Origin of the sequence: Stenotrophomonas sp. Ste96, assembly GCF_024519495.1 — a bacterium.
Lineage (GTDB): Bacteria > Pseudomonadota > Gammaproteobacteria > Xanthomonadales > Xanthomonadaceae > Stenotrophomonas > Stenotrophomonas bentonitica_A.
Window position 1 is genome coordinate 90,030 of the sequence record NZ_JALJRX010000001.1, and the last position, 21,949, is coordinate 111,978.

Sequence of the window (21,949 nt, forward strand, 5' to 3'; positions counted from 1 at the left end):
CCAATGACCCCGCTCTCTTCCGTTGCTGCCCGCGGGCAGCAGCACGCCACCCGCGCCGCCTTTTTCCTGCCCGGCTTTGCCACCGCTGCCTGGGCGCCGCTGGTCCCGTTCGCCAAGCGCCGCACCGGGCTGGATGAAGGTTCGCTGGGCCTGGTGCTGCTGTGCCTGGGCGCCGGCTCGCTGCTGGCGATGCCGATCGCCGGCATGCTCGCCGCACGCCACGGCTGCCGCGCGGTCATGATCGCCACGCTGGTGATGGTGATTGCCACCCTTCCCCTGCTCGCCATCGCGCCCTCGCCGCTGACCCTGGGCCTGGTGCTGTTCGTGTTCGGTGCCGGCGTGGGCGCCTGCGATTGCGTGATGAACATGCAGGCGATCATGGTCGAGCGCGACAGCGGCCGGCCGATGATGTCCGGCTTCCACGCGTTCTACAGCATCGGCGGTGCCGTCGGTGCCGGCGCGATGACCGCCCTGCTCGCGTTCCACCTGCCGCCGTGGCTGGTCTGCCTGCTGGCGTCGGCGGTGATGGCCGCCCTGTTGGCCCTTTCGCTGCCGCACTGGCGGACCGACAAGGCCCCCAGTGATGCACCGATGTTCGCGGTGCCGCACGGCGTGGTGCTCGCGATCGGCGTGCTGTGTTTCGTGGCGTTCCTGGCCGAAGGCTCGGTACTGGACTGGAGCGCGGTGTTCCTGCATGAAGTGCAGCAGGTCGATCCCTCGCGCGCCGGCCTGGGCTACCTGGCCTTTGCCATCGCGATGACCGTGACCCGTCTCGTCGGCGATGGCGTGGTGGCCAGGCTCGGCCGCCATCGTTCGATCCTGATCGGCAGCCTGGTCGCGGCGTCGGGCTTCGCGCTGGCAACCTTCGCTGCCTGGATGCCGCTGGCCCTGTGCGGTTATGCCCTGGTCGGCCTGGGCTGCGCCAACATCGTGCCGGCCCTGTTCTCGATGGCCGGCAACCAGAAGGTCATGCCGGAAAGCCTGGCCATCCCGGCGATCACCACGCTCGGCTATGCCGGTGTGCTGGCAGGCCCGGCACTGATCGGTTTCGTGGCGCAGGCCAGCAGCCTGGTGTTCGCCTTCAGCGCGGTGGCGGTGACGCTGGTGCTGGTGGGGCTGTGCGCGCGGTGGGTGCGCGCCTGAGACTGCCCGGACTGTTCCTCGCTAACGCCCGTAGCGCGCGAGGATCACCAGCACCAACAGTGCGATCGCGGCCAGTACGAGCAGCATCAGGAAGATCATGCGATAGCGCAGCATGGGCGTGGCAGCGGCGGGCGTTACCATCAGGGCACTGCTTACCGGATGCGCACGATGACGGACCTGTCCTTCGATCCCCGCCCGCGCCGCGCGGCCTTCCGCGCGTTGCACGATGACGGCTGCTTCGTGCTGCCCAACCCGTGGGACGCCGGTAGCGCACGCTATCTGCACAGCCTCGGTTTCCAGGCATTGGCCTCCACCAGTTCCGGTTATGCGTGGAGCCAGGCCCAGGCCGATGGCACGTTGACGCTGGAGGAAACGCTCGCCCATCTCCACTCCCTCGCCGCCGCGACCCCGCTGCCGTTGAACGCCGATTTCGGCGATGGCTTCGGCACGCTGGAGGAGGTCGGCCGCAACGTCGCCCTTGCCATCGCCACGGGCGTGGCTGGCATCTCCATCGAAGACGCCAGCCCGGACCCGGACCATCCGCTGCGCACGCTGGACGATGCCGTGGCCCGGGTGCGCGCGGCGCGCCGTGCGATCGACGAGGCCGGTGAGGACGTGGTGCTGATCGGCCGTGCCGAGAATTTCTTCGTCGGCCGCCCGGACCTGGAGGATGCGATCACGCGGTTGCGCGCCTATGCCGAGGCAGGTGCGGACTGCCTCTACGCACCGGGCATCAGCACCCGCGAGCAGATCGAGGCGGTGGTGGCCGCAGTGGCGCCGCGACCGGTCAACCTGCTGGTGGGCAGCGCGTTGCCGTTCACCCTGCAGGACATTGCCGCCATGGGCGTGCGCCGGGTGAGCGTTGGCGGTGCGATGGCGCGTACTGCCTGGGGCGGGATGATGCGCGCCGCGCAGTTGCTCAAGGACGAAGGCCGCTTCGACGGCTTCGCGGACGCGGCCTCCGGCACGGTGTTGAACCAGTTGTTCCGCTGAGCGGGATCAGTGGCTGGACAGCACCACCACCGCCGCGGTGACCAGCGCGATGCCCACCCAGCCGATCGGGCGCAGACGATTGCCGAACAGCACGCGCCCGCACAGCGCGGTGCCGATCACACCGATCGCACCCCACATCGCATAGGCCGTGGCCAGGTCCAGGGTCTTGACCGCCTGGCCGAGCATCGCGAACGCGATCCAGACCAGCACGATCGCGGCGACGCCCCACGCTGGCTTACGGAAGCCATCGGACTTGGCGACCATCATGTTGGCTGCGATGTCGATCAGGGCCGAGCAGACCACGAACAGAAAGGCGGTGAGATTCATGACGTGTGCTCCTCGCCGAGCGTGACGCAGACGATGCCGACCGCCGCCATCACCAGGCCGATGATCTGCTGCACCGACAGGCTGTCCTTGAACACGAAAATACCGACCAGGGTCAGCAGGGTCAGGCCGAGGCCTTCCCATACCGCGTAGGCGACACCGACCGCGATGCCGCGCACCGACAGCGCAAGGAAGTAATACGAAATGGCCAGGGCCACGGCCATCACGGCATAGCCCACATAGCCGCCATGACGGGCGGCATCGGCCATGAACGAGGTACCGACCACTTCGGCGACGATCGCCACGGTCAGGCAGGCCCAGGCGATCAGGCCGCCGCGGGCACGGGGTTGCGAATGCACCTGTGTGTGCATGGAAAGCTCCTTGATGGCGGCCGGTGCGCGCCGGCGGAATGCCGGGCACCGGGGCATCGGCCGGGATGGCGGATGCGCATGCGTCGCTGCTGGCCGGGTGACATGGCTGCCGACACCGGGTCGGCACGTGGCCCGGTAAATCGGGCACGCAGTCCGGTAAATCCGGGCATGCAGTCCGGTAGGTACCGACCGTTGGTCGGTACGGCAGCCGGTCAATGGCACCCAAGCGACGCGCCCATTATCATCGTCTTTTCCATCAGTCCCAAGATGGAATCCATCGACAAAGGCGATACATCCATGCGTTATGGCCCTGAATCCCTGCACGCGTTCGTCGAGGCCGCGGCCCTCGGCTCGTTCTCCGCCGCCGCACGCCGTTTGAAGAAGACCCAATCCACCATCAGCACCGCGATCGCCACGCTGGAAGCGGATCTGGGCCTCACCCTGTTCGATCGCAGTGGTCGTTACCCGGTGCTGACCGAAGACGGCCGCAAAGTGCTCGGCCATGCGCAGGAAATCCTGGCCGCCGCCGACCGCCTCGAGCAGCTCAGCATCCGCCTGGCCGACGAGGTCGAACCGCGCCTGACCCTGGTGTTCTCGGACATCTACCAGCTCAATCCCGACCAGCATCTGCTGCGCCGGTTCGAGCAACGCTTCCCGGATATCGAACTTGAGTGGCTGGATGCCGAAGGCGGCGACGTGCTGGAGGTGGTGCAGCGCGGGCGCGCCCAGCTCGGGCTGATCCCGCATCAGCCGTCCTATCCTTCCGAACTGGCGGTACGCGCCCTGCCCCTGCGTGCGGAGATGGCGGTGTTCGTGGCCGCCGATCACCCGCTGGCCGCCGTGGCCGCGCCGGAGGAATCGCACCTGGCCGGTCATCGCCAGATCTGCCTGAGCGGCGACGCCTGCCGTGAGGGCCACGCACGCGGGCGGACGTGGTCCGCCTCGGACTACCTGATGGTGCTGGAGATGGCCGAGGACGGCTTCGGCTGGGCCGAACTGCCGCGCGCGCTGGTCACGCGCTACGGCCGGGGCATGCTGGTGGAGCTGCCCCTGCCGGGCTGGCCACGGCTGGTTTCCACCGATGCGGTGTGGCGCAAGGGCGCGCCGCTGGGGCCGGCCGCGCTGTGGTTGCTGGATCAGTTCCTGGGGGCGGCCAACGCGTAATCGATCGCCGCGCAGATCGCCGCCACCTGGGCATCGTTGCACTGCTGCGGGGTCGCGCGCGGGCTGTCCGGATACACCTCGGTGGTGGTGGTGAAGGTCGCACCGCTGACACTGGCGCACAGGCCCAGCTTTTCCAGCGGATATTCGATCACGCCGGGGGCGACCACCGGCGAGCCGATGATTTCGCCCTTGTCGTCAGCCGGGGCGATGTGGGTCACCCGTTCGACGGCCGCGTTGACGGCGGTCTGGAACGCAGGCTGCGGGTTCTCGCTGTCATCGACCAGATAGAAACCATCCGGGATCAGGCCCGGCTCGAACGGCTTGCCGTCGCGCGCGGCCAGGGCCGGGCGGAACTCGGTTTCATCGCTGTCCGTGGTTTCGTGCAGGTCGATATGCATCACGATACTGCCCTTCAGCGGCGCGACGAGAGCAATCAGCGCGGCCGCTTCGGCCGCCGGGCTGTTGACCATGAAGGAGCGGTTCGGATCGATCGCCTCGGCGTTCCAGCGCTGGATGCGCTCATAGCCCCACGGGCTGACGCAGGGCACCACCAGCAGATTGGCGCGCCCGGCGTACTCGGCCGCGCGGGTCTGCAGGAACTGAAGGGCACCCTGCACCCCACTGGTTTCATAGCCGTGGATGCCGCCGGTGACCAGCATCGTCGGCAGCGCGGGGTTCCAGTCGCGGCTGCGCACGGCGAACAGCGGGTACTGGTCCGGGGCGTAATCCAACGTGCCGTACTGGCTGACATCGAAGCGGCCGCGCAATGCCTCCAGCACCGGCAGCACGTCATCGGCATAGCGCCGCTGCGGCACCTGGCGGGCACGCCACTGCGCCTTCTCTTCAGCGCCCCAGGGCTGGCCGGGGGTGCCGATGGGATAGAAGGGGGCGTTGGTCATGGCGTGCTCGTCTGTGGTGCGGTGTGGAAGCGCGATTTTACCATTGCCGCACCAGGCAGCCCCGCTTACGAGTGGTCGAGCGCGGCGATCGCTGCATCGACAGGCTGGTCGCCTTCGGTCAGCTCGATGATGGTGCGCCGCAGCTGCGGCTGTTCCACCAGCGCGACCAGGGTGGCGGCCACATCGGCACGCGGGATGTCGCCATAGGCGATCGCCGGTCCCGCGGTGACGCGGCCAGTGCCTGCAGCATCTTTCAAGGTGCCCGGGCGCAGGATGACCCAGTCCAGATCGGTCGCGGCCAGATACACATCGGCGCGCTTCTTGACCGCCATGTAATTCTCGAAGCCCTCGCCCATGGCCTTGTTGCGGCCGGCTTCCGGGAATGCCGAGACCAGCAGGAAGCGGCGCACGCCGGCCTGCCGGGCGGCATCCACGGCCAGCTGCAGGCCGCAGCCATCGATGGCGTTGGTCACGTCCACGCCTGCGCCGCCCGCACCGGCGGTGAAGACCACCACATCGCTGCCCGCCATGCTGCGGGCGAGCGTGTCCATGTCGACGGCGGTGAGGTCGCCGGGGACCGGCGTGGCACCCAGCGCGCTGAGTTCATCGCCCTGCCCGGCACGGCGATGCAGCGCGAGCACGCGATGCTCTCTCTCAACCAGCTGCTTGACGAGATGACGACCCACCTTGCCGGCCGCGCCGACGATGAAGACAGTGCTCAAGACGGTTCTCCTGTTTCGATCCAGCGGCAAGCCTACGCAGTCGGATGTGACACGACCGTCCCCATCGCGCGCCGACGTTCAGCCGCCGCTGTACTGCGCGTCGCTGACCTGTTCCATCCACGTCACTGGCGAGCCGTCCACCGCTTCGGCAATCGCGATATGCGTCATTGCCGTGGTGGCCTGCGCGCCGTGCCAATGCTTGACGCCCGGTGGAATCCAGACGATGTCGCCCGGGCGGATCTCGCGCGCGGGCTTGCCCCACTCCTGCACGCTGCCCACGCCTGCGGTGACGATCAGGGTCTGGCCCAGCGGATGGGTATGCCATGCGGTGCGGGCACCGGGCTCGAAGGTGACCGTCGCTCCGCCGACCCGCGCCGGCGCATCGGCCTTGAAGGGCGCATCGATGCGGACGCGGCCGGTGAAGTAATCGGCCGGGCCGGCCGCCGAGGCGGTGCTGCCGGCGGGTGATGACGATGGGCGCCGCTTCGGCGGGCGCGGTGGCGGCCATCGAAAGCGACAGCGCGGCGGTGAACAGGTCCATGAAGCGATCTCCTGTGGTGAGCGACGGAGCACGCCGCCGGGACCCTCACTCTAGGCCTGGCCCCGCGCGGGAACTACCCATCGCAACCGGGATGCAGCCATGACTGATCCTCATCAATGGGCAAACAACGCTACTTGAGTTCATCAGTCGGGCCCGCGCATCATGGGCGCGCATGACTGCCATGCGCCCTCGGCCCCCGCTCCATGGCCCGCGAGAATTTCAACGATCTGCAGGTGTTCGTCACCGTCGCGCGCGAGCGCAGCTTCACCCGCGCGGCCGCCCAGCTCGGCGTCTCGCAGTCTGCGCTGAGCCACACCGTCCGCGGCCTGGAAGAGCGGCTGGGCGTGCGCCTGCTGACCCGGACCACGCGCAGCGTCTCGATGACCGAGGCTGGCGAGCGCCTGTACGACACCGTCGCGCCGCGCATGCAGGAGATCGAGGCCGAAGTGGCCGCGATCAGCGAGTACCGCGACCGCCCGGCCGGCACGATCCGCATCACCACCGCCGAACATGCGGCCAACACGATCGTCTGGCCGCGGCTGTCGGCCGTGCTCCCCGCCTACCCCGACCTGCGTGTGGAGCTCACCATCGACTACGGCCTGGCCGACATCGTCGCCCAGCGCTACGACATCGGCATCCGTCTGGGCGGGCGCGTGGCCAAGGACATGATCGCCGTGCCGATCAGCCCGCCGCAGCGCATGGCGATCGTGGCCAGCCCGGCCTACTTCGCCACGCATACCGCCCCGCAGGTGCCGGCCGATCTGGCCGCCCACAACTGCATCGGCATGCGCCTGCCCACCCACGGCGGGCTGATGGTGTGGGACCTGGAAAAGGACGGCGAGGAAGTGAACGTGCGCGTGGACGGCCAATGGACGTTCAACGGCAGCAGCGCGATCCGTCGCGCCGCCCTGGCCGGTGCCGGACTGGCCTATCTGCCCGAGGACATGGTGCTCGAGGGCATCGCCGCCGGTGCCTTGCGGCGTGTCATGCCGGACTGGTGCGATCCCTTCGACGGCTACTACGCCTACTACCCCAGCCGCCGGCAATCCTCCAGCGCGATGCGCGTGGTGATCGAAGCATTGCGCGCAGAACGGTAGAGCCGACCGTTGGTCGGCTGACGCGGCGCCACATCCCACGTAGAGCCGACCGTTGGTCGGCTCACGCGGCGCCACATCCCACGTAGAGCCGACCGTTGGTCGGCTGACGCAGTACCCGATCAAGGGCAGCCGACCAACGGTCGGCTCTACCGGTCCTTCTCAGGGGCGCAGCAGCACCTTGCCGTTACGGCCTGGCTCCAGGCTGGCCTTGGCGGCGTCGGCCACCTCGTCCAGACCGAACACACCGTCCACCGGCAGACTCAGCCCACCACGCGCAGCCAGCTGCAGCAGCTCCCCGACCAGGCGCCGTTTGTCTTCCGGCGCCATCGCCTGGCTCACCTTGCTGCCCCAGAAGCCCTTCACCGTGGCCTGTTTGAAGATCACATCGCCGGAGCTGAGCTGCATCGGCTCACCGGTCATCGAACCGAACGACACCAACGTGCCGCCATCACCCAGCAGGGTCATCAACTCGCTGCTGGCACGCCCGCCAACCGAGTCCACGGCGGCGGCGATCGATGCCTTGCCAACCGTGGCCTGCACCTGGGCCATCCAGTCGGACTGCGCGGTGGAGATGGTGTGGTCGATGCCAAGTCCGGCCATCTCGGTCACGCCCGCGTCGCGCCGCACCAGGTTGATGCAGTGCACGCCACGGGCCTTGGCCAGCATTGCCAGCGCCTTGCCGACCGCGCCGTTGGCCGCGTTCTGGAGAATCCACTGGCCTTGCTTCACCTGCAGGAACTCCAGCAGCATCAAGGCACTGAGCGGCATGGCGATCAGCTGTGCCGCCGCGTTGTCATCGATGCTGTCGGGCATGGGAATGACCATGCGCGCCGGCGCGATGAAGTACTCGGCCCAGGTGCCGTGCACCGACGCGGCGCTGACGCGCTGGCCGACCTTCAGGCCTTCGACGCCTTCGCCGAGCGCGTCGATCACGCCGGTGCCTTCGCTGCCACCGACCGCGGGCAGCTCGGGCTTGTAGCCGTACTGACCGCGCACGGTCCACAGGTCGTGGTTGTGGATGGGCGCCAGCACGGTGCGGACGCGCACCTCGCCGGCCGCGGGGGCCGGCTGCGGCACGTCGCCGCCGTGCAGGACCTGGGTCGGGTCACCGAAGGTGGTGTGGATGGCAGCGCGCATCAGTCGCGCGCCTTCATTGCGATGTTCATGGCATATCTCCTGCAGAAAGAATCAACGGCGATGACGATGGGCGGCGACAATGGCGCGCGGCTGGTGCCAGGCGCGCACGCGCAGCCAGATGGTCTGGATCACCACGATGATGATCAGCACCAGCGCCAGGATGGCGATGTTGTGGGCCCCCGGCAGATCCCAGCCGGACTGCTTGACGTACATCCCGGCCAGCGCCCAGATGACGGCCGCCGGATAGGCGAAGTGCCCGCGCAGCAGCTGGTTGACCACCAGCACCAGCAGCGTGGCCAGCACCAGCAGCACCAGGCTCCAGCCGAGCATGTTGTCGGTCGGCAGCCAGCCATGGGCGACGATCACCTGGGCGGTATTGAGGAAGGCCGCCAGCGACAACCAACCGGCATGCAGCGCCAACGGATAGGCAGCCCACGCACGCTGGCCACCCGGCGCGGTGACCGGCGAGGCACGGTAGGCGGCCACGATCACGCAGAGCAAGGCGGCCCAGATGACCGCCAGCGCCGGGAGGAACCACTGGTTGGAAAACACGGGCATCCAGGCGGCGGTCAACGCGAAACCGGCCGCCGCCCACGGGCGCACCCCGGTGATGTCCGGCTTGCGCAGGCGCAGCTGCCAGAACCCGAACAGCACGTCCCACAGGAAGATCAGGCCCCAGATCGCGAAGGCATAACCGGCCGCGACCAGCAGGGTCGGGTACTGGTCGGACACTGCACCGTTGGTCGGGCCGAACGCGCCGGTCTGTGAGAACCACGCCACCACGGGCATGGCCAATGCGGCCAACAACACGATCCAACGCATGCATCCACTCCAGCTGAAAAGAGCGGTGACGATACGCGGTTCAGGGTTAAGGCGTTGGGAGGCCACAGATTGCAAAGCCTTACTAACATAGCCTCTGCTATATTGCTGCCGTGGACATCCAACGCCGCCCAGAAAACGCCCCCGCCTGGCCGTCCTCGGCCGGGCATACGCCCAGCCTGGGCGAGATGAACGCGAGCGTCGCGGTCCCGAGTGGCGGTCACTGGTGGTTCCGGCTGCTGGCCTTCCTCGGCCCGGGCTACATGATCTCGGTCGGCTACATGGACCCGGGCAACTGGGCCACCGACATCGCCGGCGGTGCGCAGTTCGGTTACCTGCTGCTCTCGGTGATCCTGCTCTCCAACCTGATGGCCATCGTGCTGCAGGGGCTTTCGGCACGGCTGGGCATCGCCACCGGGCGCGATCTGGCGCAAGCGTGCCGCGACCACTACTCGAGGCCGGTCAACCTGGGCCTGTGGCTGCTGTGCGAGATCGCGATCATCGCCTGCGATCTGGCGGAAGTCATCGGCACGGCAATCGCGCTGAAGCTGTTGTTCGGGATCCCGCTGCTGGCCGGCGCGATCATCACCGCGGTGGACGTGGTGCTGGTGCTGCTGCTGATGAACCGTGGGTTCCGTGCCCTTGAGGCGTTCGTGATCGCGCTGCTGCTGGTGATCTTCGGTTGCTTTGCGATCCAGATCTTCATCGCCGCCCCGCCGCTGCAGGCGGTGCTGGCCGGGTTCATTCCGCACGCGCAGGTGGTGACCGATCCCAAGGCCCTGTACCTGGCGATCGGCATCATCGGTGCCACCGTGATGCCGCACAATCTCTACCTGCACTCCTCCATCGTGCAGACCCGCGCCTACCCGCGCACGGATGCCGGTCGCCGCAGCGCGCTGCGCTGGGCGGTGACCGACAGCACCATCGCGCTGATGTTGGCGTTGTTCATCAACGCCTCGATCCTGATCCTGGCGGCCGCGGTGTTCCATGCGCACGGCCGGACCGATGTGCAGGAGATCGAGCAGGCCTACGAACTGCTCGCGCCGATGCTGGGCGTCGGCCTGGCCTCGACGTTGTTCGCGGTCGCCCTGCTCGCTTCGGGCATCAACTCCACCGTGACCGCGACGCTGGCCGGCCAGATCGTGATGGAAGGTTTCCTGCGGCTGCTGATCGCCCCGTGGGCGCGGCGCCTGATCACCCGCGGCATCGCGATCGTGCCGGTGGTGGTGGTCACGGCCATCTATGGCGAGCAAGGCACCGCACGGTTGCTGGTGTTGAGCCAGGTGCTGCTCTCGATGCAGCTGCCGTTCGCGGTGGTGCCACTGGTGCGGTTCGTCTCGGACAAGGCCAAGATGGGCGCGCTGGTGGCGCCGAGGTGGTTGATCGCGCTGTCTTGGCTGATCGGCGGCCTGATCATCGTGTTGAACGTGAAGCTGCTGGTGGATGTGTGGCGGGGCTGAGCCGCGGCGCTTGACCTCAACGTTGGTTGAGATGGCACAGTACATTCTCCTCATCCCACTGGCACGCCCAGATCGAGCCACGCAATGACCGATACCTCGCAGCACGCGTTATGGAATGGCCCGGCCGGTGAGGCCTGGGTGCACGCGCAGCGCCTCCTCGACCAGATGTTCGCGCCGCTGGCCGACCACCTGCTGGCCGCGATCCCGCCGGGCGACGATCTGCGGGTGCTGGATGTGGGCTGCGGCACCGGCGCGGTGGCGCTGGGCATGGCCGGGCGCCTGGGACCGGAGGCGCACGTCACCGGGGTCGACATCTCCGCCCCGATGATCGCCCTGGCGCGCGAGCGCGCGCAGCGCGCCGGCCTGGCCGTGGAATTCATCGTCGCCGACGCGCAGCAGCACGCATTCGCCCCGGGGAGCCTGGACAGGATCGTGTCGCGCTTCGGCGTGATGTTCTTCGATGAGCCGGTGCAGGCCTTTGGCCAACTGCAGCGCGCCGCCAGACGCGGCGGGGTGCTGCAGGCGCTGGTCTGGCGTGGGGCGGACGAGAATGCCTTCATGACCACCGCCGAGCGCGCCGCGGCGCCTTGGCTGACGTTGCCACCGCGCCAGCCCGGCGCACCGGGTCAGTTTGCGTTTGCCGATCAGGCCCGGGTCGAGCAGATCCTGGGCGACGGCGGCTGGGAGGATATCGAGCTGCTGCCGCTGGATGTCGTGTGCCGGATCAACCGAGCGGATCTGGCGACGTACGTCTCGCTGCTGGGACCGGTCGGGAGCGCACTGCGCAACAACAACCTGGCTGCGGACGTACGAACGAAGGTGCTCGAGGAGGTGCTGCATGTCTTCGAGCCGTTCGTCGACGGCGAGTCCGTAACCTTCACCGCGGCCTGCTGGGACGTGCGCGCCCGCGCGTGGTGACCACCGGGCGGATCCATCCGCGCGGTGCGCGCCTGCACGGTCCATGGTCATGCGAAGGCGTGGGGAGTGGCCTGAAGCCCCCTCACGTGCCGGCCTCGGCCAGCCGAACGCGCAGCTTCTCGACGATATCCTGTTCGCTCATTGCATAGCCGTAGACATCCTGCAGCTGGCCGTCAGCACCGAGCAGGAACCACGAGGCCGTGTGCTCGAAGGTCACCCGGTCACCTTCGCCGACGCGTCGATAGCTCACGCCCAGGCTCTCGGCGATGGCACGGGTACCGGCCTCGTCGCCGGCCAGGCCGAGGAACGTCGTATCGAAGGCCGCCAGGTACTCGTGCAGGTGCTCCGGCGTATCGCGCTGGGGGTCGACGGTCACGAAGGCGACCTGCAGCTGCTCTGCCGCGGGGCCCAGCAGCCGCTTGATCTGCACTGCCTTGACCAGGCTCAGCGGGCACACTTCGGGGCAGTGGGTGAAGCCGAAGAACAGCAGCGTCGGCGTGCCCTGCAGGTCGCGGATCGCCAGCGTACGTCCGTCGCTGCTCTCCAGCTTGACCGCGCCGAGTGCCGCCTGGCCCATTACCGGTGCCTGGCCATCGGCGCAACCGGCCAGCAGCGCCACCGTCATGATGCCCGCGGCGACCCAGCGCCTCACTTCGCCGCTCCGTGCAGCACCAGGCCATCGCGCACGCTGAAGTCCACCACCTGCGGTGCACTCCGGGCAAACTGCAGCGTCACCCGCACCGTCTGCCCGGCCGACAACGGCCGCTTCGGCTTGAGCAGCATCAGATGGTAGCCACCTGGCTCCAGCGCGACGGTCTGCCCCCCCGGCAAGGCCAGGCCATCGGGCAGCGCCTGCATGCGCATCACTTCACCGTCCATGCGCATGGCATGGATCTGCACCTCGGCGAACATCGAGGACGCGGCCGACAGCAGCCGGTCATCACCGCCGCCGTTATGCAGCAGCACGTAACCGGCGGCGACATTCGCCGCCGGCGGTGGCAGGCGGACCCAGGGATCGCTGACCGACACCGTTGCCGCGGTGTGGGCCTGCGGGGCCGCAGCCACCACCGGCATCACGGGAGAGGAGAGCAGCAGCCCGGCCAGCAGGGTTGCGCAGGATGAGCGGCTCATGGCGTGCCCGACATCTGCATCGGCATCATGTTGAGGTTGGCGTTGTGCATGACCCACAGCGAACCGGCCACCACGATGGCGATCAGGAAGGCGGTGCACAGGAAGATGCCGGTGTTCTCGCGCTGGCTGCGCCCTGCCCCGATATGCAGGAACAGCACCAGCTGGGCGACCAGCTGCACCACGCACAGCACCACGATGGCGGTCAGCCGCAGCGGCTGCGGGACCAGATCGGTCATGACCACGCCGAACGAGGCGCCGGTCAGGACCAGGCACAGCAGCAGGCCGAGGATGTAGCCCGTCAGGGTGGCATGGCCGCCACCGTGATCGGCATCAGGCGCGTTCGCGCTCATACAAACTCCCTCAAGTAGACGAAGGTGAACACACAGATCCAGATCAGATCCAGGAAGTGCCAGAACAGGCTCAGGCAGGCCAAGCGGCGGCGCACGATGCCGTCCAGGCCGAACTTCAGCACCTGGTGGATCATGATCGCCAGCCACAGCAGGCCGAAGGTGACGTGCAGGCCGTGGGTGGCCACCAGCGTGAAGTACGCTGAGAGGTAGGCACTCACATCCGGCGTCGCGCCTTCATGGATCAGCTCGGCGAACTCATACAGCTCCATGCCGATGAAGACCGCACCGAGCAGCCCGGTCACGGCCAGCCAGCCCACCACCGGGTTGCGCTTGCCGGCCTGCATGCCGAGCATCGCCAGGCCGAAGGTGAAGCTGCTGAGCAGCAGCACCACCGTTTCGGAAAGCACGAAACCGAGCTTGAACAGTTCCTTGCCACTGGGGCCGTCGGCCGTTCCGTTGAGCAGCACGCCGAAGGTGGCGAACAGCACCGCGAAGATCAGGCAGTCGCCCATCAGGTACATCCAGAACCCGACGACGGTCTTGTTGCCATCGTCGTGATGCGCGTGGGCAGGGTCGTGATGACCGGCCGCGAGCTGCCCGCGCTGCGTGGCAGCGGTCAGGGTATCGCCGCTCATGCCTTGGCTCCTTCCATCTGCGCGAAGTGCGCGTCTTCGATGCGCTTCACCTCGGCGGCGGGCACGTAGTAGTCCACATCACGGTCGTACGAGCGCAGCACGAAGGTGGCGATCACACCGATCAGGCCGATGCCGGCCAGCACCCACATGTGCCAGACCAGGGCAAAGCACAGCACCAGGCTGAACACCGAAATCACCACGCCCGAGGCGGTATTGCGCGGCATGTGGATGTCCTCGTAGCGGTCCTGGCGCTGCCAGGCACGGCCGTGCTGCTTGTCGTCCCAGTGCTGTTCCAGCGAGGTGATCGCGGGCAGCCTGGCGAAGTTGTAGAACGGCGGCGGCGAGGACGTGGCCCACTCCAGGCTGCGCGCATTCCACGGGTCGCCGGTGAGGTCCATGTTGGCCTTGCGGTCACGCACGCTGACATAGAACTGGATGAACATCGCGGCGATGCCGGCTGCGATCACCAGTGCACCGATGGCGGCCACGATCAGCCACGGCTGGTAACCCTCCACGCCGTAGTGGTTCATGCGGCGGGTCATGCCCTTGAAGCCGAGCACGTACAGCGGCATGAAGGCCAGGTAGAAGCCGACCAGCCAGCACCAGAACGAAATCTTGCCCCAGCGCTCGTTGAGGGTGAAGCCAAAGGCCTTGGGGAACCAGAAGCTGATGCCGGCCAGGCAGCCGAACACCACGCCACCGATGATCACATTATGGAAGTGCGCGATCAGGAACAGGCTGTTGTGCAGCACGAAGTCCGCGCCCGGGATCGCCAGCATCACGCCGGTCATGCCGCCCAGGGCGAAGGTGACCATGAAGCCGATCGTCCACAGCGTCGAGGAGTGGTAGCGGATCCGCCCGCGGTACATGGTGAACAGCCAGTTGAACAGCTTCACCCCGGTGGGGATCGAGATGATCGAGGTCATGATGCCGAAGAAGGCATTGACGTTGGCGCCCGAGCCCATGGTGAAGAAGTGGTGCAGCCACACGAAGAACGACAGGATGCCGATCGACGAGGTGGCGTAGACCATCGAGCGGTAGCCGAACAGCGGCTTGCCCGAGAACGTGGCGATGATTTCCGAGAACGCGCCGAAGCACGGCAGGATCAGCACGTAGACTTCCGGGTGGCCCCAGATCCAGATCAGGTTGACGTACATCATGGCGTTGCCGCCAGCGTCATTGGTGAAGAAATGCATCCCGAAATAGCGATCCATGGTCAGCAGCGCCAGGGTCGCGGTCAGCACCGGGAAGATCGCCACGATCAGGATGTTGGTGATCAGTGCGGTCCAGGTGAACACCGGCATCTTCATCAGGTCCATGCCCGGCGCACGCATCTTGAGGATGGTGACGATGAAGTTCAGGCCGGTCAGCGTGGTGCCGATGCCGGAGACCTGCAATGACCAGATGTAGTAATCCACGCCTACCGTGGGGCTGTACTCGATCCCGGACAGCGGCGGATACGCCACCCAGCCGGTCGCGGCGAAATCGCCGACGAACATCGACAGCATCACCAGCACCGCGCCCACCGCCGACAACCAGAAGCTGAGCGAGTTGACGAACGGGAAGGCGACGTCGCGCGCGCCGATCTGCAGCGGCACCACGATGTTCATCAGGCCCACGATGAGCGGGGTCGCCACGAAGAAGATCATGATCACGCCATGCGCGGTGAAGATCTGGTCGTAGTGTTCCGGCGGCAGGTAGCCGGCGCTGTCATTGGCGGCGATGGCCTGCTGGGCCCGCATCATCAGCGCATCGGCGAAGCCGCGCACCAGCATGACCAGGGCCAGGATGATGTACATCACGCCGATTTTCTTGTGGTCCACCGAGGTGATCCACTCGGTCCAGAGGTAGCCCCACTTCTTGTAATACGTGATGGCCGCGACGATCGCCACGCCCAGCAGCAGCGAGCCCACCAGCGCCGACATGATGATCGGGTCGTGGTAGGGAATCGCTTCGAGGTTCAACTTTCCAAGCACAATCAGTTCTCCGCGGTACGGCTGGCAGACGCGGCCAGGCTCACGAGTTGGGATGTCGCGCCGGGTTCTTCACCGGGCAGGCAGATTTCGTCGTCGGGCATGCCGCCGTAGCGGCGCAGGATGCTGTCGAACAGACCGGTATCCACGCTGGCGAAGCGCTGCGTCGGCGCGCCGTGGGTCGGCTTCTCCAGTTCGGCCAGACGGGCCTGGCCCAGGTGCTGGGCAGTACCGCGCGACTGCGCCAGCCACTGCGCGAAGTCCGCCTCGGTCATCACCCGCGCATCGAACTTCATGTCCGAGAAGCCCGCGCCGCTGTAGGCCGAGGACATGCCCGCGTACGTGCCCGGCGTATGCCCGATCAGGTGCAGGCGGGTCTGCATTGCCGGCATGGTGTAGACCATGCTGCCCAGCTGCGGCACGAAGAAGGCATTCATCATCGACTCGGAGGTCAGCTTGAACGCCACCGGCGTATCGACCGGCATCACCAGCTCGTTGACCGTGGCCACGTTGTGGTCCGGATAGATGAACAGCCACTTCCAGTTGAGCGAGACCACTTCCACGCGCAGCGGCGCCTTGTCCGATTCGATCGGCCGGTACGGGTCCAGCGCGTGGGTGCTTTTCCAGATCAGCACGCCGAGCACGACCACGATCAGGCACGGGATCGTCCACACCACCACTTCGATGGCGGTGGAGTGCGACCAGGTGGGTGCGTAGGTGGCCTTCTTGTTCGACTCGCGGTAGTGCCACGCGAAGTACAGCGTGAGGATGATCACCGGGATCACCACCAGCAGCATCAGGCCGGTGCAGACCAGGATCAGCTGCATTTCCTGCTCGGCGATGCTGCCCATGGGATTGAACAGCTCCAGGTTCCTGCAACCTGACAGCAGCGGCAGCAGCGCTGCCAGGCCGAACCAGCGTCCGGCGCGGGCTCGACCGGCCAGCGCGGCGCGGCGAGCGGGGTGTGTAGCGGGGTTCATGCGTGACGGCCCTTCCAACGCAGTGCCGGGCCGGGCGGCCCGGATCATGAGAAGTGGCGAACACCCCCCTGCATGACCGATATGCATGGGGGGTGCCCGCCGCAGCCGCGTACGTTAGGCAACGACATGATCCATACATGATGCGACACACTGTCGCAGCCCTGCCCGGCCGCGCGCGTACCATGCCCGCATGGAGTGGAGCCCCCTCATTGCCGACGGCCACGGGCCGGTCTACCTGCGCATCGTGCAGGCGCTGGAACGTGCGGTCTGGTCCGGCGCACTGCGTCCCGGCGAGCGCCTGCCGGCGCAACGCGCCCTGGCCAATGAACTCGGCGTGGACCTGACCACGATCACCCGGGCCTTCACCGAGGCGCGCAAGCGCGGGCTGATCGATGCACGCGGCCCGCTGGGCTCGTTCGTGGCGCCGCCACAGGTGGAACTGACCCAGCTGATCGACCTGAGCATGAACCTGCCGCCCAGCCCTGGCGGGCAGCAGGTGGCCGAGGTGCTGCGGCGCGGCCTGTCATCGGTGCTGACCCGCAGCGATGTCGGCAACCTGATGACGTACCACGTCGGTGGCGGCAGCCGCGCGGATCATCAGGCCGCGCAACAATGGCTCAAGCCGATCCTCGGCAAGGTCGATGCAGGTACGGTGATCGTCACGGAAGGCGCGCAGGCCGCGCTGTCCGCCCTGCTGCTGGCCTTGACCAATGCCGGTGACACGATTCTGTGCGAGCCATTGGTCTACCCCGGCCTGCTGCATGCCACCCGGGTGTTGGAGCGACGGCTGCACGTGGTCGAGTGCGACGACGCGGGCATGCGACCGGATGCGCTGGCACGCGCTGCGAAGAAGCACGGCGCGCGCGTGGTCTATCTCAACCCGACCGCACAGAACCCCACGGCCCACACCATGCCGCCCGCACGCCGCGTAGCCCTGGCCGACGTGATCCGCGCGCAGCACCTGCAGCTGATTGAAGACGATCCGTACTGGCTGCTGGTTGACGACGCCCCTGCCCCGCTTGCGCTGCTGGCACCACGGCACACCTGTTACATCTCCACTCTCTCCAAGTGCCTGAGCCCGGGATTGCACACCGGTTTCGTGCGCCTGCCCGACGGCATGGACCGGCAACCGGTGCTCGATGCCCTGCGCGCGGTCAACCTGATGGCACCGCCGCTGATGAATGCCCTGGTGACGCAGCTGATCCTGGACGGCTCGGCCCAGGCCATGCTGAGACTGGTGCAGGAGGAAGCCGCCGAGCGCCGCTACCTCGCGCAGTCGGCGCTCTCGCCGCGCTTCCTGCAGCACTGCGCGGGGGTGCATGCGTGGTGCCGGCTGCCCGCACATTGGACCGATGCCAGCCTCACCCACGCCGCGCGCCTGCAGGGCCTGGGCATCGCACCATCATCGGCATTCACGCCGGATGGCGTGGCGATCAACGATGCGGTGCGCATCTCATTGGGTGCCGCGGCCAACCGGCAGGAACTGCATCGGGCGCTGCGGCAACTGGATCAGCTGATGCATGTGGCGGCCGCGGAAAGCGCCGGCTGGACGGTCTGAGCCCCGCCGGTGGGCCTCCTCAGCCGGAAACGGCCTTGGCCTGCTTCCAGACCGCTTCAAACTGGCTGGCGGTAATGGCGTCATCCGAATCCAGATCCAGCCAGGACAGCGGCTGATCGGACAGCGGGAAGCGCGCGTCGGCCTGACCGGACTTGTCGGCCCAGACCAGCACGCTGCGATAGCTTTCGACCTGGCGGACGATCACATCGCCCTGCGCCTCGAGGTAGATCGTGCCGTTGCCGATCTCGGATTCCGCAGGGTGTTTGTAGTGTTTCCGGGTCGTGCTCATGGCGGAGGCTGGATCTGGCGGTAAAAGGGGCCGGGGAATATACCCTGATCCTGCGCCGTCGGCCGACAGCGTGCCCCTCTACCCGGTGGTACCGGGCGTTGGCGGGATGCCCATGAGCCCAGCGCACCCGGCACTAGACGACCGGTCTAATTCGGCGTAGAGTGCATCCCATGAACTCCGCCACCGCCAGCGCTCCTGCCACTACCGACGTCCGCGACACGATCCTGGCCACCGGCCAGCGGATCATGGGCGCGAAGGGCTTTTCGGCGGTGGGCCTGAATGAGGTACTGACCGCTGCAGGCGTGCCCAAGGGCTCGTTCTATCACTACTTCGCCTCCAAGGAAGCCTTCGGCGAAGCGCTGCTGGCCGACTATTTCAGTGCCTACCTCGCCGATATGGACCGCCTCTTCCGCCAGCCCGGCCAGACCAAGGCGCAGCAGTTGGACGCCTACTTCGGCGCCTGGCAGGAGAGCCAGTCGTTCGAGGATTGCCAAGGGAAGTGCCTGGCGGTGAAGCTGGGCGCGGAAGTGGCCGACCTGTCCGCCAGCATGCGTGCCGCGTTGAAGCAGGGCACGGCCGGCATCATCGAGCGCATCGCGCGCGCCCTCGAAGACGGCGCCGAAGACGGCTCGCTGTCGTTCGCGGGCGGCGCGGAGCCGCTCGCCCAGAGTCTGTACCAGCTTTGGCTGGGCGCCAGCATCATGGTCAAGATCGTGCGCAATGCCCAGCCGTTCGAGACCGCCCTGCGCACCACCCACCAGTTGCTCCACCCTTCGCGCTGACGCGTAGAAGATCACCGGCGCGCCCGACCGGCGTGCTTTTTCACGCTCCATTTCTAGACGACCGGTCTACTCTTCACCTACTACCCTCTGGAGTCTCCCATGAAAGTCCTCATCGTTCTGACCTCCCACGACCAGCTCGGCAACACCGGCAAGAAGACCGGCTTCTGGCTGGAAGAGCTGGCCGCGCCCTATTACACCTTCAAGGATGCAGGCGCCGAGATCGTGCTGGCCTCGCCCAAGGGCGGCCAGCCGCCACTGGATCCCAAGAGCAACGAACCCGACTTCAAGACCGACGCCACCCGCCGTTTCGAGGCGGACGTGGATGCCAACGCGCAGCTGGCCAACACCGTACGCCTGGACAGCGTCTCGCAGGCGGACTTCGATACCGTGTTCTATCCCGGCGGCCACGGCCCGCTCTGGGACCTGGCCGAAGACCGCCATTCCGTTGCGCTGCTCGAAGCCTTCATCGCTGCCGGCAAGCCGGTGGCCCTGGTCTGCCATGCGCCGGGTGTACTGCGTGACGTCAAGACTGCCGAAGGTACCCCGCTGGTCCAGGGCAGGAAGGTCACCGGCTTCACCAACACCGAAGAAGCCGGCGTCGGCCTGACCGAGGTGGTGCCCTTCCTGGTGGAGGACATGCTCAAGGCAGCGGGCGGCCACTATTCCAAGGGACCGGACTGGGGCTCGTACGTGGTCACCGATGGCGTGCTGATCACCGGCCAGAATCCGGCCTCCTCGGCGGAGACGGCCGCGGTGCTGCTGCGGACGGTGGCTTCCAACAAGAACTGACCCGCTCCGGGCCGAGTCAACCCGCGACGCGTACCGGCGGTGGCGTCCAGCTGCCGTCGGTCACCGCGGGCTGCGGCCAATAGGCACGGATGTACAGCGAAAACGCTTCGCCTTCGGGTGCCGGCAGCCAGTTCGCCTGCTGCACCGGATCACTGGGTGCGTCGGCCTGCACGTAGATCGTCAGCGAGCCGTCGGGATTGGCGATCAGGGTCTTGTTCTTGGTGCCGACCGAATACCGCTCGATCGCGTTGGGCGAGAAGAAGTGATGCTGGTTGTAGAGCGTCAGCGACCAGAAACCCTGCACCGGCGGCAACTGCCCGGCCGGGAAGGTCACCGTGTAGCGGCTGGAACCGTCCAGCCGCTGGCCGGTATCGTCCAGGTCCTGATAGAAGTATTTCGTCTCGTTCGGCTTGTTGACGAAGATGTTGGATTTGGCCACGGCGGTGCGGGTGTAGTAATCCGTGCCGAACGCCGCGCCATTGCTCTGCGTGGTCCAGTGGTGCGGCAGCGGCAGACCGTAGTTGCGGAACTGCAGCAGCGGACCGACCAGGTCGTTCTCGGCCTTGCCCACTTCATCGGTCATCGCACGCTTGAGCTCGGGGTTCTGGCGTGCTGCCTCGACCACTGCCCGCAACTCGGCATACAGGGCCTGCTCACCCGGCAATGGGCTGGCATCGTCCAGCACCAGCGGAAGCTCATCAATGAAGCTGGCAGGGATGACCCATTGCGCTTCGCCGCCGCTATTGCCCTGGCTCTCGTCCGCCGGAAGCCTGGCTACCCGGGCCCAGTCGCGCTGCTTGGGCGCGCCGTCGAAGGCCGACAAGGGATACATGTCGATCTGGTTGATCAGCGGAAGGATCGCCTGCCGGTCCTGCGGGGTATCGTCCAGGAACACCCGCGGAATGACGAAACCGGTCTTGCTGCTGGAACGGAACACCCGGGTGATGCCGGCGGGAACGTCGCCGTGCCAGTCCGGGCCCACCAGCAGGTAGAAGCCGGGAGCCGTACCGTACATCTTGCCGATATCGGCGAAGCTGTCGCTGCGCAGATCCACCACCTGGTAGACCCAGAAGCGCTCGCCGAAATCGGGCACCTGCAGCACCACCGGCTCCACATCCAGGCCGATGCTGCCGGCACCGTAGACGACGTCCTGGTTGGGGCACGCCACCATCCGCTCCTGCGGACCGATGTAATCGCTGAGCATGCACACATGATTCAGTGGCGCCACCGGCACGAAGCCACCCATCAGGCCCGGCTCGGGCAGATCCTTGAACTTCAGCCGCCGGTTGTAGATGTTGAGCATCGGCCACGCCCAGAAATAGGCGTTGCGCGCGACCATCCGGACATACGCTTCAGTCAGCCGGGTACCCCTGACCGGACCCGCTATCTCGACCTGCGTGGACGTGTGCGCGACGTTGTGCATGATGTCAGCTCCGACTGGCCGGGGAGGCCTTGGGAGACTGATCCTCGCCGTGGCCGGTCCTGCGCACCAGCGAACATCTGCGTGGGCGGCCTCAGTAAAACTACTGCCGCTGCTGCGTGCGGTGCCGTCATCGCTGCCGCCAGCGACGGCAGAATCGTCAGAAGATGCTTGGTGCACATGGGTTGCCCTCCGGGCAGCTATGCAGGATCGCGTGCTCAACGCGTCGCGGGAAATCCGGCCTCGGCCAGTGCGGCAACAAACGCCTCCGGCCCGTGGGCGCTCTCGACACGCACCTCGCGTGCGGGCGGGTCGGTCTCGATACGCGCATCTGGATCGACACCCTGAAGGGCCTTGGTGACCGAACGGGCACAGCCGCCGCAGGTCATGGTGGGGATGATGAAACGATGCATGGCGACCTCGCCGTCGTGGGTGTGCGCCCACTGTCCGGGAT

General features: G+C 67.1%; 24 protein-coding genes and 1 pseudogene. 9 read left to right on the top strand and 16 right to left on the bottom strand.

The window, feature by feature from the left end:
• Nucleotides 1–3 precede the first annotated feature (3 nt).
• Entirely contained in the window at nucleotides 4–1,143 is a 1,140-nt protein-coding gene (locus OC373_RS00415; RefSeq protein ID WP_261996740.1) for an MFS transporter, read from the top strand.
• Nucleotides 1,144–1,302: 159 nt separating this feature from the next.
• On the top strand, nucleotides 1,303–2,136 hold the full coding sequence (locus tag OC373_RS00420; RefSeq protein WP_261996741.1) for an isocitrate lyase/phosphoenolpyruvate mutase family protein: 834 nt from the start codon (nucleotides 1,303–1,305) through the stop codon (nucleotides 2,134–2,136).
• A gap of 6 nt (nucleotides 2,137–2,142) precedes the next feature.
• Here OC373_RS00420 and OC373_RS00425 read toward each other — a convergent pair whose 3' ends face one another.
• Both OC373_RS00425 and OC373_RS00430 read right to left on the bottom strand, forming a co-directional pair.
• A complete protein-coding gene (locus OC373_RS00425) occupies nucleotides 2,143–2,463 on the bottom strand; it encodes a multidrug efflux SMR transporter (protein WP_019184628.1) in 321 nt (106 codons plus the stop codon).
• Nucleotides 2,460–2,831, bottom strand: a complete 372-nt coding sequence (locus OC373_RS00430) for a multidrug efflux SMR transporter (protein ID WP_261996742.1) — start codon at nucleotides 2,829–2,831, stop codon at nucleotides 2,460–2,462. The genes OC373_RS00425 and OC373_RS00430 overlap by 4 nt, the downstream gene beginning before the upstream one ends.
• Before the next feature lie 297 nt (nucleotides 2,832–3,128).
• On the opposite strand from OC373_RS00430, the gene OC373_RS00435 reads away from it, so the two are divergent.
• Nucleotides 3,129–3,995, top strand: coding sequence for a LysR family transcriptional regulator (locus OC373_RS00435; protein WP_261996743.1), 867 nt, complete (start codon nucleotides 3,129–3,131; stop codon nucleotides 3,993–3,995).
• Here OC373_RS00435 and OC373_RS00440 read toward each other — a convergent pair.
• The 3 genes and pseudogenes from OC373_RS00440 to OC373_RS00450 all read right to left on the bottom strand — a co-directional run bounded on the left by OC373_RS00440 (nucleotide 3,968) and on the right by OC373_RS00450 (nucleotide 6,157).
• On the bottom strand, nucleotides 3,968–4,894 hold the full coding sequence (locus OC373_RS00440; RefSeq protein WP_261996744.1) for a M14 family metallocarboxypeptidase: 927 nt from the start codon (nucleotides 4,892–4,894) through the stop codon (nucleotides 3,968–3,970). The genes OC373_RS00435 and OC373_RS00440 overlap by 28 nt on opposite strands.
• Nucleotides 4,895–4,959: 65 nt before the next feature.
• Nucleotides 4,960–5,616: an SDR family oxidoreductase gene (locus OC373_RS00445; RefSeq protein ID WP_261996745.1), complete on the bottom strand. Its 657-nt coding sequence runs from the start codon at nucleotides 5,614–5,616 to the stop codon at nucleotides 4,960–4,962.
• 78 nt (nucleotides 5,617–5,694) lie between these two features.
• Nucleotides 5,695–6,157, bottom strand: a pseudogene (locus OC373_RS00450) (cupin domain-containing protein).
• 203 nt (nucleotides 6,158–6,360) lie between these two features.
• On the opposite strand from OC373_RS00450, the gene OC373_RS00455 reads away from it, so the two are divergent.
• Nucleotides 6,361–7,254: a LysR family transcriptional regulator gene (locus tag OC373_RS00455; RefSeq protein ID WP_261996746.1), complete on the top strand. Its 894-nt coding sequence runs from the start codon at nucleotides 6,361–6,363 to the stop codon at nucleotides 7,252–7,254.
• Between the two features lie 159 nt (nucleotides 7,255–7,413).
• Here the strand turns inward: OC373_RS00455 and OC373_RS00460 are convergent, their stop codons facing one another.
• Both OC373_RS00460 and OC373_RS00465 read right to left on the bottom strand, forming a co-directional pair.
• Nucleotides 7,414–8,391, bottom strand: a complete 978-nt coding sequence (locus OC373_RS00460) for a zinc-binding dehydrogenase (RefSeq protein ID WP_261996747.1) — start codon at nucleotides 8,389–8,391, stop codon at nucleotides 7,414–7,416.
• Nucleotides 8,392–8,442: 51 nt separating this feature from the next.
• On the bottom strand, nucleotides 8,443–9,213 hold the full coding sequence (locus tag OC373_RS00465; RefSeq protein WP_261996748.1) for a hypothetical protein: 771 nt from the start codon (nucleotides 9,211–9,213) through the stop codon (nucleotides 8,443–8,445).
• A 116-nt stretch (nucleotides 9,214–9,329) separates the two neighbouring features.
• On the opposite strand from OC373_RS00465, the gene OC373_RS00470 reads away from it, so the two are divergent.
• Both OC373_RS00470 and OC373_RS00475 read left to right on the top strand, forming a co-directional pair.
• Nucleotides 9,330–10,670: an Nramp family divalent metal transporter gene (locus tag OC373_RS00470; protein ID WP_261997323.1), complete on the top strand. Its 1,341-nt coding sequence runs from the start codon at nucleotides 9,330–9,332 to the stop codon at nucleotides 10,668–10,670.
• An 84-nt stretch (nucleotides 10,671–10,754) separates the two neighbouring features.
• Nucleotides 10,755–11,588 carry a class I SAM-dependent methyltransferase gene (locus tag OC373_RS00475; RefSeq protein WP_261996749.1) on the top strand — a complete coding sequence of 278 codons (834 nt, stop codon included), beginning with the start codon at nucleotides 10,755–10,757 and terminating at the stop codon, nucleotides 11,586–11,588.
• Between the two features lie 82 nt (nucleotides 11,589–11,670).
• On the opposite strand, the gene OC373_RS00480 is transcribed toward OC373_RS00475, so the two are convergent.
• From OC373_RS00480 to cyoA, 6 genes are read right to left on the bottom strand one after another with little or no spacing between them, the layout of a single operon-like run.
• The gene (locus tag OC373_RS00480; protein WP_261996750.1) at nucleotides 11,671–12,240 is read right to left on the bottom strand and encodes an SCO family protein; all 570 of its coding nucleotides are present in this window, start codon (nucleotides 12,238–12,240) and stop codon (nucleotides 11,671–11,673) included.
• Nucleotides 12,237–12,719: a copper chaperone PCu(A)C gene (locus OC373_RS00485; protein ID WP_261996751.1), complete on the bottom strand. Its 483-nt coding sequence runs from the start codon at nucleotides 12,717–12,719 to the stop codon at nucleotides 12,237–12,239. Before OC373_RS00485 ends, OC373_RS00480 begins: the two co-directional genes overlap by 4 nt.
• A complete protein-coding gene (cyoD, locus tag OC373_RS00490) occupies nucleotides 12,716–13,069 on the bottom strand; it encodes a cytochrome o ubiquinol oxidase subunit IV (RefSeq protein ID WP_019184641.1) in 354 nt (117 codons plus the stop codon). Before cyoD ends, OC373_RS00485 begins: the two co-directional genes overlap by 4 nt.
• The gene (gene cyoC / locus OC373_RS00495; protein ID WP_261996752.1) at nucleotides 13,066–13,704 is read right to left on the bottom strand and encodes a cytochrome o ubiquinol oxidase subunit III; all 639 of its coding nucleotides are present in this window, start codon (nucleotides 13,702–13,704) and stop codon (nucleotides 13,066–13,068) included. The genes cyoD and cyoC overlap by 4 nt, the downstream gene beginning before the upstream one ends.
• A complete protein-coding gene (gene cyoB, locus OC373_RS00500) occupies nucleotides 13,701–15,680 on the bottom strand; it encodes a cytochrome o ubiquinol oxidase subunit I (RefSeq protein WP_261996753.1) in 1,980 nt (659 codons plus the stop codon). The genes cyoC and cyoB overlap by 4 nt, the downstream gene beginning before the upstream one ends.
• A 2-nt stretch (nucleotides 15,681–15,682) precedes the next feature.
• Nucleotides 15,683–16,657 (bottom strand): ubiquinol oxidase subunit II, encoded by a 975-nt coding sequence (gene cyoA, locus OC373_RS00505; RefSeq protein ID WP_261996754.1) that lies wholly within the window; start codon nucleotides 16,655–16,657, stop codon nucleotides 15,683–15,685.
• Nucleotides 16,658–16,847: 190 nt separating this feature from the next.
• On the opposite strand from cyoA, the gene OC373_RS00510 reads away from it, so the two are divergent.
• On the top strand, nucleotides 16,848–18,215 hold the full coding sequence (locus OC373_RS00510; RefSeq protein WP_261996755.1) for a PLP-dependent aminotransferase family protein: 1,368 nt from the start codon (nucleotides 16,848–16,850) through the stop codon (nucleotides 18,213–18,215).
• Between the two features lie 19 nt (nucleotides 18,216–18,234).
• Here the strand turns inward: OC373_RS00510 and OC373_RS00515 are convergent, their stop codons facing one another.
• Complete coding sequence (locus OC373_RS00515) at nucleotides 18,235–18,504, bottom strand: hypothetical protein (RefSeq protein ID WP_261996756.1); 270 nt, start codon at nucleotides 18,502–18,504, stop codon at nucleotides 18,235–18,237.
• Between the two features lie 170 nt (nucleotides 18,505–18,674).
• Between OC373_RS00515 and OC373_RS00520 the strand changes: the two genes are divergently transcribed.
• Both OC373_RS00520 and OC373_RS00525 read left to right on the top strand, forming a co-directional pair.
• Nucleotides 18,675–19,286 carry a TetR/AcrR family transcriptional regulator gene (locus OC373_RS00520; protein ID WP_261996757.1) on the top strand — a complete coding sequence of 204 codons (612 nt, stop codon included), beginning with the start codon at nucleotides 18,675–18,677 and terminating at the stop codon, nucleotides 19,284–19,286.
• Between the two features lie 99 nt (nucleotides 19,287–19,385).
• Entirely contained in the window at nucleotides 19,386–20,075 is a 690-nt protein-coding gene (locus tag OC373_RS00525; RefSeq protein WP_261996758.1) for a type 1 glutamine amidotransferase domain-containing protein, read from the top strand.
• Nucleotides 20,076–20,091: 16 nt separating this feature from the next.
• Here OC373_RS00525 and OC373_RS00530 read toward each other — a convergent pair whose 3' ends face one another.
• On the bottom strand, nucleotides 20,092–21,498 hold the full coding sequence (locus OC373_RS00530; RefSeq protein ID WP_261996759.1) for a DUF1254 domain-containing protein: 1,407 nt from the start codon (nucleotides 21,496–21,498) through the stop codon (nucleotides 20,092–20,094).
• Nucleotides 21,499–21,713: 215 nt separating this feature from the next.
• Nucleotides 21,714–21,908, bottom strand: coding sequence for a heavy-metal-associated domain-containing protein (locus tag OC373_RS00535; RefSeq protein WP_261997324.1), 195 nt, complete (start codon nucleotides 21,906–21,908; stop codon nucleotides 21,714–21,716).
• Nucleotides 21,909–21,949: the final 41 nt, after the last annotated feature.

Bases quoted from the DNA above. Each gene is read 5' to 3' on its own strand.
- OC373_RS00415 (WP_261996740.1), top strand. From the start codon at position 4: ATGACCCCGCTCTCTTCCGTTGCTGCCCGCGGGCAGCAGCACGCCACC.
- OC373_RS00420 (WP_261996741.1), top strand. From the start codon at position 1,303: ATGCGCACGATGACGGACCTGTCCTTCGATCCCCGCCCGCGCCGCGCG.
- OC373_RS00425 (WP_019184628.1), bottom strand. From the start codon at position 2,463: ATGAATCTCACCGCCTTTCTGTTCGTGGTCTGCTCGGCCCTGATCGAC.
- OC373_RS00430 (WP_261996742.1), bottom strand. From the start codon at position 2,831: ATGCACACACAGGTGCATTCGCAACCCCGTGCCCGCGGCGGCCTGATC.
- OC373_RS00435 (WP_261996743.1), top strand. From the start codon at position 3,129: ATGCGTTATGGCCCTGAATCCCTGCACGCGTTCGTCGAGGCCGCGGCC.
- OC373_RS00440 (WP_261996744.1), bottom strand. From the start codon at position 4,894: ATGACCAACGCCCCCTTCTATCCCATCGGCACCCCCGGCCAGCCCTGG.
- OC373_RS00455 (WP_261996746.1), top strand. From the start codon at position 6,361: ATGGCCCGCGAGAATTTCAACGATCTGCAGGTGTTCGTCACCGTCGCG.
- OC373_RS00460 (WP_261996747.1), bottom strand. From the start codon at position 8,391: ATGCGCGCTGCCATCCACACCACCTTCGGTGACCCGACCCAGGTCCTG.
- OC373_RS00465 (WP_261996748.1), bottom strand. From the start codon at position 9,213: ATGCGTTGGATCGTGTTGTTGGCCGCATTGGCCATGCCCGTGGTGGCG.
- OC373_RS00475 (WP_261996749.1), top strand. From the start codon at position 10,755: ATGACCGATACCTCGCAGCACGCGTTATGGAATGGCCCGGCCGGTGAG.
- OC373_RS00485 (WP_261996751.1), bottom strand. From the start codon at position 12,719: ATGAGCCGCTCATCCTGCGCAACCCTGCTGGCCGGGCTGCTGCTCTCC.
- cyoD (WP_019184641.1), bottom strand. From the start codon at position 13,069: ATGAGCGCGAACGCGCCTGATGCCGATCACGGTGGCGGCCATGCCACC.
- cyoC (WP_261996752.1), bottom strand. From the start codon at position 13,704: ATGAGCGGCGATACCCTGACCGCTGCCACGCAGCGCGGGCAGCTCGCG.
- cyoA (WP_261996754.1), bottom strand. From the start codon at position 16,657: ATGAACCCCGCTACACACCCCGCTCGCCGCGCCGCGCTGGCCGGTCGA.
- OC373_RS00510 (WP_261996755.1), top strand. From the start codon at position 16,848: ATGGAGTGGAGCCCCCTCATTGCCGACGGCCACGGGCCGGTCTACCTG.
- OC373_RS00515 (WP_261996756.1), bottom strand. From the start codon at position 18,504: ATGAGCACGACCCGGAAACACTACAAACACCCTGCGGAATCCGAGATC.
- OC373_RS00520 (WP_261996757.1), top strand. From the start codon at position 18,675: ATGAACTCCGCCACCGCCAGCGCTCCTGCCACTACCGACGTCCGCGAC.
- OC373_RS00525 (WP_261996758.1), top strand. From the start codon at position 19,386: ATGAAAGTCCTCATCGTTCTGACCTCCCACGACCAGCTCGGCAACACC.
- OC373_RS00530 (WP_261996759.1), bottom strand. From the start codon at position 21,498: ATGCACAACGTCGCGCACACGTCCACGCAGGTCGAGATAGCGGGTCCG.
- OC373_RS00535 (WP_261997324.1), bottom strand. From the start codon at position 21,908: ATGCATCGTTTCATCATCCCCACCATGACCTGCGGCGGCTGTGCCCGT.